The organism is Streptomyces sp. NPDC093064 (genome assembly GCF_044754605.1).
Taxonomy (GTDB): Bacteria; Actinomycetota; Actinomycetes; order Streptomycetales; family Streptomycetaceae; genus Streptomyces.
This window is the reverse complement of the sequence record NZ_JBIVPK010000001.1, coordinates 160,467-173,372: the sequence shown is the minus strand read 5'-3', so window position 1 is coordinate 173,372 and position 12,906 is coordinate 160,467. Positions and strand designations below refer to the sequence as shown.

Below are 12,906 nucleotides of genomic sequence, written 5' to 3'. Positions count from 1 at the left end.
GCGCCGGCCGGGACCCGTAGTCCTTGTGAGCCGCTCAGTTCCCTCCGGATCTGCGCACGCAAAGCACAGTCTTCGTCTCGCCGCTCGCGGGCGGGCACTCGTACGTGGCGGCGATCCGCCGCCCGAGCCCCGGGTCGACCCTGCCGGGTTTGAACCAGAACCGGTCGAGCACCGCGTAGGGCGCCGGGTCGTGGTCGACGCAGTCGGCGTTCTCCTTGAACGACTTCAGATCGGCGACGTCCTTCAGGAACCGGGTGCGCTGCAGGAACGTGGCGATCGGATACCGGCACTGGGCCGGGTGGTCGACGAAGTACACGTCGTCGCCGAAGGCCAGGTAGAGCACGGGGGCGCCGTCGGGGATCCGCGCGCGCAACTGGTCGTCAAGCGCCTGTTTGTGTTCCACGCCGCGCACGAAGGAGGCGTTGGTCGAGCCCACCTTGCCGTGCGCCACCAGGTGCGGCGCATCCGGCCACATGCCTCCGGCCAGGCACACCACCCCCGCCAGCGCGGCCAGGGCCGCAGGCAGCACACCCCGGGGAGCGTCTTGCGCACCGCGGGACTCACGCCAGGCGTCGATGGCCGCCGCCAGCAGCGCGACCAGGCCCAACGCCCAGACCGCGGCGGGGCGCTGCGCCCCCTTGGGGGCGTGCGTGTACAGCACGGGCAGCAGCCCGAACAGCAGCGTCACGACACCGAAGCAGCGCGGGATCGAGCGGCGGGCACCACCCACCGCCAGCCCCCACATCGCGGCGGCGACCACGGTCAGCTGGAAGGCGTGGTACATGAACCAGTTGCCCTGCACGATGACGACCGCCAGCGAGCCGGACCCGATGGCCAGGGCGATCACGAGCAGTTCGACACGCCTCCCGCGCCCGCGCACCCGGGCGAGGAGGAGGAGCAGGGCGCCCGGCAGGAGCAGGAGCACGGGGCTGACCAAGGACCGGTCGGCGAGGAAGTCCACCGACTGCTCGAAGAGGTGCGCGTGGATACCGGTGCGGCTGAGCGCCGACTGGTTGATCTGCGGCATGTCGTGGGTCCACTGCCACTCATGGGACCCGGCGAGCACACTCAGCGCGAACAGGACCGCCGCGCCGGGCACGGCGACGAGCGCGGCCCGGATCGCACGGCCGCGGTCGACGACGTAGACGAGGAGGATGCCGAAGGCGGCGGTCGAGGCGGTGGAGTACTTCATCATCACCGCGAGCCCGAGCGGCAGTGCGGAGATCAGTGCCGCCGGCCAGGGGCGCGCCACGCCCAGCGCCGCCGCCACACCGAACACGGCGAGGACGACCGCCGCCCACTCCGGCTGGAGGAAGTCGGTGCGCGGGGTGAGGACCAGCAGCAGGCCGGTGGCGCCCGCGGTGAGGGCGGCCTCGCGGCCGGTCAGCCACCGCAGCAACGCCACGTACAGGGCGTAGGCCGCCGCGGCGGCGAGCAGGGCGCCCGCCGCGTACATCACGGTCTCCCGGACGGCGACCGGGCCGAAACCGATGTCGTCCAGGAGCGCGATGAACCACCGGTAGAAGAACGGCCGGTGGGTGAAGACCTCCGACGGCGAGTAGCCCGCCTCGCCACCGGTGCGCAGGGCGGCGAGCACATACCGGATGTCACCGGTGGGGCGCCGGGTGAGCACGGTGTACACGATGGCCGCCACCGCGGGCACCGCGACCACCGGCCACCACAGGGGTGACCGGCGGACGCGCGGACGCTGCGCGGCGGGCGCGTCGCTCAGGACGGCCGGCACGGATCAGCCGCCCAGGAGGACGCGCAGGTCCGCGGCGTTCGCCTCGGTGACCTTCCACAGCTCCTGCTGCCGGCCGTGCACGTCGGCGACGGTCGCGTCGTGGTCGGCGAGCAGGTCCCGGGCGCGTTCCACGAGCCGAGCGCCGAGGTGGCGGTCGTGCACCGACACGCCCCACTCGGGCCGTTCGATGTCGTTCAGGAAGTACGCCATCTTCGGGTGCGAGATCAGGCTGATGACCGGAGTGCCGCAGCCGAACGGGATCATGCCGGCGTGCCCGCGCATGCCGATCACCAGCTTGGTGCGGGCGTACAGGTCGCGGATCGCGTCGTTCTCGAAGTCGTACATCGGGATGACGGGCAGCGAGATGCCGTACTCGCGGCGCAGATCGAAGACGATCTTCTCGTCGTCCAGCGAGTGCGCCACGCACTTGACCTCGGCCAGCCCGCGCAGGCCCTTGACCGCCTCGGCCATCTGCCCCAGGAAGTAGGCGTAGTCGTGGCCGAAGCGCAGCCCGGCCCGGTCGTAGGCGGCGTTGATCAGGATGGTGTCGTCCCGCTCGGCCGGGTCCTGCCAGTCGGCGACGAGCTGGCGGGTGACCGTGGTGGGGCAGGGCTGGAAGCGCACCTTGTCGTGCAGGTGGGACGGGAGCATGGCCCGCACCTTCTCGATCGAGCCGTGGTTGCGCAGCCCGAAGAAGGCCGCCCGCTCCACGAGGAGGCGCAGCGAGGTGCGGAACCGCTCGGCGCGGTAGGACTGGCCGTCGAAGGCGTTGAACCCGACGGCGTAGACCGCGATGGGCACGTCGATGCGGTTCAGCAGCGCGTCGGGGACGTTCCACTGCCAGGCGCTGTTGCCGTTGGGCATGGTGTCCGGGATGAACAGTCCGCCGCCGCCGATGACCAGGCCGCGGCGGGCGTTGACCCGCTCCAGGGCCGCCTCGTCGAACAGCCGGTGGGCGTGCACCGGGTGCCAGCGGCGGGAGGTGGTGTCGGGCCCGAAGGCGAGGCGGACGCTCTCCGGGAGGAGCTTGTCGCCCGCGTTGCCCTGGCGGTCCATGTAGAAGGCGACGTGTGCCAGCTGGTCCTCGGGGCTGCCCTGCTGCTGGGTGGGCACGCCGCCGAGGGTGCGGCGCTGCCAGAGCCGGGCGGCCCGGTGGGTGGGGTCGACGCCGACCCCGGCCAGGGCGTACCGCTGGGCGGTGGCGTCGTCGCCGTGCACCCAGGCGATCTGGGCGAGCCGGGCGAAGGCGGTGGCGGCGCGGTTGGGCGCGGAGGTGGCGAGCAGCAGCTGGGCCCTGGCCTCGTCGTACCGGGAGACGCTCATCAGGGCGTGCCCGTAGACCTCGTGCGGCCAGGCCTCGTCGATCGGGATGTGCACCCGCTCCATGATGTCGACGGCGGACTGGTAGTCGCCCGCGCCGATGTGCGCGAGGGCGACCCGGCGGGCGGTGTCGACGTCTCCGGTGCGCTCCACGTGCGGCGTGCCGTAGTGCACGAGCAGGTCGCGGTGCAGGGGCTCGGGGAGGGCGAGGAAGGCGGCGTGCAGCTCGGCGTCGTCCAGGTCGAACTCGCGCCAGCGCTCCTGCGCCTGCTCGTAGCCCGCCTCGCCGCCCTGCCACGGCTTGTGCCGGCCCGTGAAGTGCAGGACGGCCGTGTCCTCGGGCACCGGGAGGTCGCCGGACAGGCGGCGCTTGACGAAGTTGTACTTCGGGTCGAGGCGGACGAAGTCGCCGTCGAGCAGGGCGTTCAGGATGCCCTGGTCGTGCTTGTCGAGCTCATAGGTGCCGGCGCGGCCGATCTCGTCGATCCGCGCGCAGAACTCGTCGCTCAGCTGCTCCTTCTGGATCACCAGCAGGCCGCTGTTGAGCTTGGACTCCCCGTAGAAGAACTGCGGCACGGCCGCGAACCCCTCGCGCAGCGTGAGCAGTTCGCCCAGCGAGTCGAGGACCACCATGTCCGTGTCGAGGGTGATCACGGTGTCGTAGTCGCGGATGCGGAAGACGTCGAGGATGAAGTACGCCTTGCGCACCAGGTAGTTGTCCTGGTCGCCCTTGACGTACGAGTCGTAGTGGTCGGCGTCGACGCGGCGCAGCACGATCCGCGGGTGCAGGGCGCGTATCCGGGCTATGGAGGAGGGGCGCAGGTCGTCGTGGAGGACGACGAAGTCCTCGCACACGTCCGGGTTGGACAGCGCGAGCGAGCGCAGCAGGGCGAGGAACCCGGGCAGGTAGTTCTCGTCCACGAAGCTGGCGAAGGCGATGCGGCGCTTGCCGGTCAGCGCGCGGGCGGAGCCCTCGGCGAAGGCCGGTGCCGGGGTCCCGGCCGCGGTGACGACGGGGCCGGAGGCGGAGATGGGGGTCGCGGTCATCGCAGGGAGATCCTCATGCCGGAGACGCTCTGGGCCCGTTCCATGACCCACGCCTTCTCAGTGGTGTATTCGTGGACGGACGTGATGGGCAGCTTCATCGCGGCGTCGACGCGGTACGCGCCGCTCTCGTAGAAGTCGAAGCCGATCAGGTCCAGGGTGGGGCTGACGTCGAGGAAGTCGAGCAGCCAGAGCATGTTGAAGCCGCTGGTGGGGATCCCGGGGAACACGTCCGTGTCGAGGTTCCCGATGTTGCGCGCGGGCCAGCGCAGCGACTCGTCACCGAGATACCGCTGGGCGCCCGGCACCAGCCGGTGGCGCAGGGAGTACTTCCAGTCGCTGGAGTTCCCGCCGAAGACCAGGCGGGTGGTCACGGGCTGGTCCCAGTTGAAGCCGTGCTTGTGGATGGTGACGTGGATGTCCGTGCGCCGGCCGGTGTGGACGGGGTCGATCCGGTACGAGTTGAAGCGCACGACGAGGTCGTAGGCGTCGATCTCGGAGCCCAGGGAACTCCGGCCGACCTTGCCGGAGTTGGCGATCAGGCAGACGGACTTGCCGGCGATCTGGTTGCGGAACTCGCCGAGGGTGATCCATTCCAGTCCGCCGAAGAGCGGGTCTTCCACCGGTCCGCGCAGGCGGTTGCGGCGCTGCTCGGCGAAGAGGCCGATGACCTCGGTCAGTTCGGCCGTGGGCCGGACGTGGGTTCGGGTGACCAGGTCGAGGTACTGGCTGAGCGCCTCCAGGAAGTCCTGCTCCGGGGATCCGGTGCGGTCCATGGCGAGCAGGGCGCCCACCAGGCGGGCCTGTGCGCCGTCCCAGTCGCCGTCGGCGTGCGTCTGAAGTCCCTCGGCCCACACGTCGGTCGGGGGCCGCTCGGCGAAGCCGGCGGCGGCCGGGACGTCGCGCTCCAGCAGCGCGAGCAGCTCCGCGCGCCGGTCCTGCGCGGTGCGGATGCCCGCGATCCGGGCCGAGGTGCCGAACCCGTCCTCCTTCGTCAGGGCCAGGTAGCGCTCGTAGGCCTCGACCGCCGCGACCGGCAGACCCATGGCCTCGAGCAGGCGCCCGCGCAGCCGCCAGCCGGCGCGGGAGTTCTTGCGCTGGGTCAGGACGGTGTCGCTGACGAGCAGCGCCAGGTTCAGCTCGTCGTCGTAGCCGCAGGCCAGTGCCTTGTTGGCGACCGCGAGGAGGGCGTCGAGCAGGTCGTTGCCGATGCCGCCGCCGACCGCCTTGGTGCCGCGCCGCAGCAGGCCGCCCGCCGTGGACGCCGCCGGCGCGGACTGCTGCTGTCCGGCCCACAGAGCGAGCAGCTGACGCAGTTGTTCGGCCAGCGCCGCGCGGCGGGGGTCAAGGCTGCCGACGACCTTGCCGCTGTGGACGGCGCACGCGCGCAGGCAGTCCTCCAGCTCCGTCGGGGTGACCTCGGCGCCGGGCAGGCCGGGTTCCGCGGACGCCGGTCCCCCGGGCCGGGAACGTGACCATCTGCTGCGAACCCTCGTCATGGTGCTCCTGCTCTGAAAGGTGGGAAAACGGCATGGAATTGCCAAGGGCCTGGGAGGAAGGTTGAAAAACGTTAAGAAAGCAATGCGACGCCCTGGTGAACCGATTGAGGCCAGCAGACAAACACCGACCTCGCCGAACAAAAGCGCTCACGGAGGCGCCTTAGGGTTCTCGTCGGACGGCTCTTCTCCGTTATCGGCGCACACGATTCGAAAGCGCACGGAACGAGCCCTCGACGCACCATGAGGGGTGAAAGCGTGACCGGAACGGTCGTGGGCACATCGAATCCGCAGCCTGCCGAGGCCGACGCCGTCCTGGACCGGCGCGCCCCGGCCGATCCACCGCGGGCGAAGGCTTCGGGGGGCCGGCTGCGCGCCCTCGACGGGCTGCGGCTGGTGGCCGCGCTGATGGTGGCGGCCTACCACTACGGCGGCCGGGGCGGCGCGGTCACCCAGGCCTGGGGGGCGTCACCGGCACACCAGTTCCCCACGCTGCACTCGTGGTTCGCCTACGGCTGCCTCGGCGTGCAGGTGTTCTTCGTGATCAGCGGCTTCGTCATCTGCATGAGCGGCTGGGGCCGGCCGCTGCGCTCGTTCTTCGCCTCCCGCGCCTCCCGGCTGCTGCCCGCGTACTGGGCGGCGGTCATCCTGGTCACGGCGGTGTTCGCACTGCCGGTGGTCGCCTACCAGGCGCTCTCGCCGAGCGACACCCTGGTGAACCTGACGATGCTCCAGATGCCGCTGGGGGTCGACCGGGTGCTGGGCGTGTGCTGGACGCTGTGGGCGGAGATACGCTTCTACGCCCTGTTCGCGCTGTGCGTCGTGCTGCCCGGCGCGAACCGCCGGCGCGTGATCCTGTTCTGCGCGGGCTGGACGCTGGCGGCGGCCGTAGCGCAGGGCGCGAAGCAGCCCCTGCTCGACATCGTGCTGATGCCGGAGTACGCCCCGTTCTTCATCGGCGGCGTGGGCCTCTACCTGGTGCACCGGGACCGGCGGGACGCCTACGCCTGGGGCATCGTGGCCGTGAGCTGGCTGATCGGCCAGCACTACGCGGTGCGGGACCTATGGCACTCGCCGAGCGTGCACGCCTTCTCGTACCGCAGCTCCTACGTCATCATCCTGATCGTCACCTTCGGCTTCCTCGCCGTCGCCGCCATCGCGCTCGGCCTGCTGAGCCGCGTGGACTGGCGCTGGCTGACGGTCGCGGGCGCCCTCACCTACCCCTTCTACCTGGTCCACGAGCACCTGGGCTGGGTCGTCATCGATGTGCTCCACCAGCGCCTCGGCATCCCGTCGTACGGCACCTTCCTGCTGACGGTCGCCGTGATGCTGCTGCTGGCCTGGCTGCTGCACCGGTACGTGGAGCAGTGGCTGACCCCGAGGCTGCGCACGGCGCTGTCGCGGCCACGCGCGCAGCCGGGCCGGTCACAGCACTAGGCGCTCGCCAGCGACAGCTTCACCGCGAAGCCCAGGAACAGGACGCCCGCCGCGGAGGTCGCGGACGCCGACAGGCGCTTGCGGCGGCGGAAGGCGGCGGCCAGCTTGGTGCCGCCGAAGATCAGCGCGCTGAGGTAGAGGACGCTGGCGAACTGGAGGAAGGCGCCGAGGATGACGAAGGAGAGCGCCGGATAGGCGTAGGCCGGGTCGACGAACTGCACGAAGAAGGCGATGACGAACAGGATCGCCTTGGGGTTGACGAGGCTGACGACCAGAGCCCGGCGGAACGGTCGCTCGGCGGCGGCCGCCGGCGCGGAGTCCTCCGCCGGCGCCGCCTTCTCGCGCCGGGTCCGCCACATGCCCCAGCCGGTCCGCAGCATGCCGATCGCGATCCAGGTCAGGTATCCGGCGCCGGCGTACTTCACGATCCCGAACAGCACGGGGTTGGCCTTCAGCAGGGAGGCGGCCCCGGCCGCACCCAGCGTCATGAGCACGGTGTCCCCGCACCAGACGCCCGCCGCGGCGGTGTAGCCGGCGCGTATCCCGCGCCGGGCGGCGACGGAGATCACGTACAGCGAGTTGGGCCCGGGAAGCAGGACGATGAGGACGAGCCCTGCCAGATAGGTGGGGAGATGGATGACTCCGAACATGGCAAGGAGTGTCGCACGGGGGTGCGGCACCGCGGTGCCGGGTTCCGGGGGACGAGACGGGCGGGCCGGCCGCCCCCTCGGCGCGGGGGCGGCTGTCGCTCAGAACGCGTCGCTCGGCACGTAGTTGCCCCACACCTCCCGCAGCGCGTTGCACACCTCGCCCACCGTCGCCCGGGCCTTCAGCGCCTCCTTCATCGGGTACAGGACGTTGTCCTCGCCCTTCGCGGCCTTCTTCAGGGCGGACAGCGCCGTGTCCACGGCCGTCTGGTCGCGCTCGGCGCGCAACTTGGCCAGGCGTTCGGCCTGCTGGGCCTCGATGGCGGGGTCGACGCGGAGCGGCTCGTACGGCTCCTCCTCGTCGAGTTCGAAGCGGTTGACGCCGACGACGACCCGCTCGCCGGAGTCGGTCTCCTGGGCGATGCGGTAGGCGCTGCGCTCGATCTCCTGCTTCTGGAAGCCGTGCTCGATCGCCGAGACCGCGCCCCCGAGGTCCTCGACCTTCCGCATCAGCGCGACGGTGGCCGCCTCCACCTCGTCCGTCATCTTCTCGATGACGTAGGAGCCGGCGAACGGGTCCACCGTCGCGGTCACGTCCGTCTCGTACGCCAGGACCTGCTGGGTGCGCAGAGCCAGGCGCGCGCTCTTGTCGGTGGGCAGCGCGATCGCCTCGTCGAAGGAGTTCGTGTGCAGCGACTGGGTGCCGCCCAGAACCGCCGCCAGGCCCTGGACGGCGACCCGGACCAGGTTCACCTCGGGCTGCTGCGCCGTCAGCTGGACACCCGCCGTCTGCGTGTGGAAGCGCAGCATCAGCGACTTGGGGTTCTTCGCGCCGAACTCCTCCTTCATCACACGCGCCCAGATCCGGCGGGCCGCGCGGAACTTGGCGACCTCCTCCAGGATCGTCGTACGGGCGACGAAGAAGAACGACAGGCGCGGGGCGAAGTCGTCGACGTCCATGCCGGCCGCGACCGCCGTGCGGACGTACTCGATGCCGTCGGCGAGGGTGAACGCGATCTCCTGCGCGGGGGACGCGCCCGCCTCGGCCATGTGGTAGCCCGAGATCGAGATCGTGTTCCACTTCGGGATCTCGGCCTTGCAGTACTTGAAGATGTCCGCGATCAGCCGCAGGGACGGCTTGGGCGGGAAGATGTACGTCCCGCGCGCGATGTACTCCTTCAGCACGTCGTTCTGGATCGTGCCCGTCAGCTTGTCGGCGCCGACCCCCTGCTCCTCCGCCACCAGTTGGTACAGCAGGAGCAGGAGCGCCGCGGGGGCGTTGATCGTCATCGACGTCGACACCTTGTCCAGCGGGATCCCGCCGAACAGCACCCGCATGTCGTCGATCGAGTCGATGGCCACGCCCACCTTGCCGACCTCGCCGTGCGCGATCGGCGCGTCGGAGTCGTGGCCCATCTGGGTGGGCAGGTCGAAGGCGACGGACAAGCCCATCGTGCCGTTGGCGATCAGCTGCTTGTAGCGGGCGTTGGACTCCACCGCCGTGCCGAAGCCGGCGTACTGGCGCATGGTCCAGGGGCGGCCCGTGTACATGGTGGGGTACACACCGCGGGTGAAGGGGTAGGCCCCCGGCTCGCCCAGCTTCTCGGCCGAGTCCCAGCCCTTCAGGGCGTCCGGCCCGTAGACCGGCTCGATGGGCAGCCCCGACTCCGACTCGCGCGCCATGGTGTGTGCCTCCGCGTTTCCTTGTTACTCGCCAGTTACCCGCCAGTACAACCGACTCTCGCCACGGACTGTAGCGGCGGCCGTGCGCCGGGTGGAGTGCCCCACGCTGGGAGCTATCTCACAGCCCTGGTGGTCACTCTGTCTCCCCACCTTGCCCCCTGGTTCGCCGCCCGTCACCTGTGGGGAGACATTCCGGTGTACGCCGGCGACGGAGGCCGGTGAGACAGCGGGGAGCGCCATGCGTACCGGGGGCATGAAGGGCATGAAGGGCATGAGGAGAGCGATCGCCGCCGTCGCCGCGGCCACGGCACTGGCCGCCGTGTGCGGCTGCACGGTGCAGTCCCCGGGCCAGGACGGCCGGCCGCGCTCGCCGGTGCACATCGAGATCCCGGACACCGGGCCGCCCGGCCCCCGCACCAGCGCCCCCGGCGACGCGGGGCGGACCCGGACCCCGGTCCGCACCGCCGCCCGGGTCCTGTGGTCCCGCGGCGACAGCGGCCGTGACGTCCGGGAGCTCCAGGCCCGGCTGCGCCAGATCGGCTGGCTGTTCGACGGGCCCACCGGGTCCTACGACGACCTGACCCAACAGGCCGTCATGGGCTTCCAGGGAAAGCGCGGGCTGCCGCGGACGGGGCGGACCGACACGGTGACCTGGCAGCGGCTGCTCCGGATGACGCACGAGCCGGGTCGGTGGGAGCTGTACCTGATGGGTGGTCAGCCGGCCGGCCCGCCGGACCGGCGCTGTCTGACCGGCCGGGTGCTGTGCATCGACAAGACCAGCCGGACGCTGCGCTGGATGGTGGACGGGCGGACGCTCTCGACGATGGCGGTGCGGTTCGGGACGGAGTACACGCCCACCCGCGAAGGTATGTTCCAGGTCTACTGGAAGTCGCGACACCATGTGTCGACGCTCTACGACTCCCCCATGCCCTACGCGCTGTTCTTCAGCGGCGGCCAGGCCGTGCACTACTCCTACGACTTCGCGGCGCGCGGCTACGCGGGCGGCTCGCACGGGTGCGTCAACGTTCGGGACGAGGCGGCGGTCTCACGGCTGTTCGCGCAGGTGCGGGTCGGCGACAGGGTCGTCGTGCACTGGTGACGCGCGGGGCGCGGCGAAGAGGAGAAAGAGGGGGGAAGAGCGGGGGCGCGGGCGGGACCGGGGGAACGTGTCCCGCCCGCGCCGAAATGCACGAGCCGTGGGTACGGGGGGAACCCCGGCTCTGTGCGGTGGCCGATGACCAGTCGGCTCACTCACTACTGCGCCACCGCCGCGGAAAACGTCACACCCCGCCGGGACAATTTTTCCCGTGGAACGAACTCGCAGGTCAGAGCAGCGTCAGCGGGTGATTACAGGGCGCTGGAGCGGGATCACAGGGCACTGTAGGTGGGCCCCGGCGACGACGCCGAGGGCGAGGGCGAGGCCGGCTCTTTCGGGGCCGACGAGGCGGGGTCCGGGAACTGCGGGGCGAGGACCGTGGGTGCGAGGCCCTTGCGGAGACTGGGGTCGTCGCCGCCGCTGCCGCCTCTGTCGCCGCCTTGGTCGTCGCCCTGTTCGCCCGGGGCGCCCTTGTCGTCCTGGCCGTTCCCGCCGCCCTTGCTCTTCCCGCCGCTCTTGCCGTTCTGACCGCCGTCGTTCTGGCCCTGGTCGTCGCCGCCGGTGTCACCGGAGCGGCCGTCGACCGCCTTCAGGACACCCTGGCAGTACGACCACACTCGCGTGGAGCCGCCGGCCGCTCCCTCCAGGTCGCGCAGGCGGCCGGAGTCCAGGGTCTTGCCGTCGCGCAGGTCGCGGCAGGACGAGACCAGCCGGTTCCAGCGGGCGCCGGAACCGCCCTGTTCGTCGGCGGAGCCGGTGGCGGCGTCGCGGCCGGGGGCGGTGCCGCCCTCGCGCGGGGTGCTTCCGGCGTCGCCGTCGGTGGCACCGGTCGTGGTGCCGCCGGGCGTCGGCGTGCCCGGACCGCTGCCCGTGGTGCCGCCGGGCGAGGGCGACACCAGCGGGCGTTCCGGTGCCGCCGGGACGGAGACGGAGGTGCCGGGGGCGGGCTCGTCGCCGCCGAACGGCGTGGGCAGCACGCCGGTGGTGGCCGCCGCCGCGACCCCGCCGACCGCGCCCGCGGCGAGCGCGGCCGACACCGCGAGGCGTACCGGCCGGCCCCGGCGCCGCGCCCCGGCACGCCTGGCGCGCCCTCCCGTACCGCCACGCGCGTGCGTGCCGATCCGGACGAGCCCGACGTCGTCGGCGAGCGCGGAACGCGGACGGGAGTGCGCTTCGAGGGCCGCGCCGCGCGCGTCGGCCTCCTCCGCTGCCCGCTCGTCGGCCCGCTCGGCGCGCGTCTTGCGGAAGGCGGCCAGCGCGGCGGCCTCACCGGGCAGCGCGGCGTCGGCGGAGTCGTCCGGGTACGCGGAGGCGGGAGAAGCGGCCGGGTCCGGGAAGGCCCGGGCGGCCGGAGGAGGCGGGTACGACTCGGCGGACAGGGCGCCGAGCGCCTTGGCGAGCCGTTCAGCCTGGTGACGGACGGTGATGTCGACGGTGTCCAGTGGCTCCCCGCGCAGCAAACGCTCCGCGGTGTCGCGGTCCAGCCACCTGTGCTGCTCCTCGGCCATCACATGTCCTTCTGCGTCCGGGCACGCATATGCGTCACACCGGCGGACGTCACCGCGCGGCCCCGCGGTTCTCGCGGAGGCGGCAGCGCGTCGAGCGCGTGGGGGGATTCCGGATCGTTGCCGAGGAGTTCCGCGAGCCGTTTCAGACCGCGGTGCGCGGCGGTGCGCACGGCACCGGGGCGCTTGCCGAGCGTCTCCGCCGCGGTCTTCGCATCGAGGCCCACGACCACGCGCAGCACCACGGCCTCGGCCTGGTCCTGCGGGAGTTGGGCGATGAGCGAGAGGGTGCTGCCGGTGGCCAGTGCCTCCATGGCCTCGCCCGCGGTGTCGGACTCCGCGGCCCGGCCGGTCAGTTCCGTCTCGTCGCCGCCGATCGCGGGGCGGCGGCCGCGCATGCGTATGTGGTCCAGAGCGCGGTTGCGGGCGATCCTGGCGGCCCAGCCGCGGAACCGGTCGGCGTCCCCGCTGAACCGCTCCAGATCGCGGGCGATCTGGAGCCAGGCCTCGGACGCCACGTCCTCGGCGTCCGGGTCGCCGACCAGCGTGCGTATGTATCCGAGCAGCCGCGGGTGCACGGCACGGTACACAGTCCGGAACGCGGTCTCGTCCCCGTCCTGCGCCGCGAGCACCGCGGCGGTCAGCTCCGCGTCGTCCCCCAGCACCCGTGGTGCCCTTCCTTGCGACTGAACCGGCACCGCTGTCGCGGACCGGACTCTGGCCGTCGTAATTCCTCGGTTGATGGTTGCGGTGTTCGAGGCGGCAGATCGTTGCGGTGGCCATGCCCGCCACGCCTCGGCGCGAAAGGCACGTTACGACCTGAAACCGCCTTCCGTCCATGACCGTACAACGTGCAACTAACCGGAGCCGGGGTGAGGTGTGACAGAAACCGCACCCTTGGCGCTGTATGGAGTACGGGCCGCGCGGCCCGTGC

Annotated in this window: 9 protein-coding genes; 2 read left to right on the top strand and 7 right to left on the bottom strand. The window is 71.7% G+C overall.

What is annotated here, in order from left to right; genetic code table 11:
* Positions 1-34 precede the first annotated feature (34 nt).
* From ACIQFZ_RS00760 to ACIQFZ_RS00750, 3 genes are read right to left on the bottom strand one after another with little or no spacing between them, the layout of a single operon-like run.
* Positions 35-1,744: a hypothetical protein gene (locus tag ACIQFZ_RS00760; RefSeq protein WP_383057152.1), complete on the bottom strand. Its 1,710-nt coding sequence runs from the start codon at positions 1,742-1,744 to the stop codon at positions 35-37.
* Positions 1,745-1,747: 3 nt separating this feature from the next.
* The gene (locus tag ACIQFZ_RS00755; protein WP_365422526.1) at positions 1,748-4,111 is read right to left on the bottom strand and encodes a glycosyltransferase; all 2,364 of its coding nucleotides are present in this window, start codon (positions 4,109-4,111) and stop codon (positions 1,748-1,750) included.
* Positions 4,108-5,607: a glycosyltransferase family 29 protein gene (locus ACIQFZ_RS00750; RefSeq protein ID WP_402690306.1), complete on the bottom strand. Its 1,500-nt coding sequence runs from the start codon at positions 5,605-5,607 to the stop codon at positions 4,108-4,110. Before ACIQFZ_RS00750 ends, ACIQFZ_RS00755 begins: the two co-directional genes overlap by 4 nt.
* A 255-nt stretch (positions 5,608-5,862) precedes the next feature.
* Between ACIQFZ_RS00750 and ACIQFZ_RS00745 the strand changes: the two genes are divergently transcribed.
* Positions 5,863-7,041: an acyltransferase family protein gene (locus tag ACIQFZ_RS00745; RefSeq protein WP_402690305.1), complete on the top strand. Its 1,179-nt coding sequence runs from the start codon at positions 5,863-5,865 to the stop codon at positions 7,039-7,041.
* On the opposite strand, the gene leuE is transcribed toward ACIQFZ_RS00745, so the two are convergent.
* Together leuE and ACIQFZ_RS00735 are read right to left on the bottom strand one after the other, a co-directional pair.
* A complete protein-coding gene (gene leuE / locus ACIQFZ_RS00740) occupies positions 7,038-7,691 on the bottom strand; it encodes a leucine efflux protein LeuE (RefSeq protein ID WP_365773957.1) in 654 nt (217 codons plus the stop codon). The two genes, ACIQFZ_RS00745 and leuE, sit on opposite strands and share 4 nt — an antisense overlap.
* A 99-nt stretch (positions 7,692-7,790) precedes the next feature.
* Positions 7,791-9,371: a methylmalonyl-CoA mutase family protein gene (locus ACIQFZ_RS00735; protein ID WP_365422514.1), complete on the bottom strand. Its 1,581-nt coding sequence runs from the start codon at positions 9,369-9,371 to the stop codon at positions 7,791-7,793.
* Between the two features lie 238 nt (positions 9,372-9,609).
* Between ACIQFZ_RS00735 and ACIQFZ_RS00730 the strand changes: the two genes are divergently transcribed.
* Positions 9,610-10,470 (top strand): L,D-transpeptidase family protein, encoded by an 861-nt coding sequence (locus ACIQFZ_RS00730; protein ID WP_376652700.1) that lies wholly within the window; start codon positions 9,610-9,612, stop codon positions 10,468-10,470.
* Between the two features lie 269 nt (positions 10,471-10,739).
* Here the strand turns inward: ACIQFZ_RS00730 and ACIQFZ_RS00725 are convergent, their stop codons facing one another.
* Together ACIQFZ_RS00725 and ACIQFZ_RS00720 are read right to left on the bottom strand one after the other, a co-directional pair.
* Entirely contained in the window at positions 10,740-11,975 is a 1,236-nt protein-coding gene (locus tag ACIQFZ_RS00725; RefSeq protein ID WP_402690304.1) for an extensin, read from the bottom strand.
* The gene (locus ACIQFZ_RS00720; RefSeq protein WP_365424986.1) at positions 11,975-12,637 is read right to left on the bottom strand and encodes an RNA polymerase sigma factor; all 663 of its coding nucleotides are present in this window, start codon (positions 12,635-12,637) and stop codon (positions 11,975-11,977) included. Before ACIQFZ_RS00720 ends, ACIQFZ_RS00725 begins: the two co-directional genes overlap by 1 nt.
* Between the last annotated feature and the right edge of the window lie 269 nt (positions 12,638-12,906).

Excerpts from the sequence above, each read along its gene's own strand:
- ACIQFZ_RS00735 (WP_365422514.1), bottom strand. The coding sequence starts at position 9,371 with ATGGCGCGCGAGTCGGAGTCGGGGCTGCCCATCGAGCCGGTCTACGGG.
- ACIQFZ_RS00755 (WP_365422526.1), bottom strand. The coding sequence starts at position 4,111 with ATGACCGCGACCCCCATCTCCGCCTCCGGCCCCGTCGTCACCGCGGCC.
- ACIQFZ_RS00725 (WP_402690304.1), bottom strand. The coding sequence starts at position 11,975 with ATGGCCGAGGAGCAGCACAGGTGGCTGGACCGCGACACCGCGGAGCGT.
- leuE (WP_365773957.1), bottom strand. The coding sequence starts at position 7,691 with ATGTTCGGAGTCATCCATCTCCCCACCTATCTGGCAGGGCTCGTCCTC.
- ACIQFZ_RS00730 (WP_376652700.1), top strand. The coding sequence starts at position 9,610 with ATGCGTACCGGGGGCATGAAGGGCATGAAGGGCATGAGGAGAGCGATC.
- ACIQFZ_RS00750 (WP_402690306.1), bottom strand. The coding sequence starts at position 5,607 with ATGACGAGGGTTCGCAGCAGATGGTCACGTTCCCGGCCCGGGGGACCG.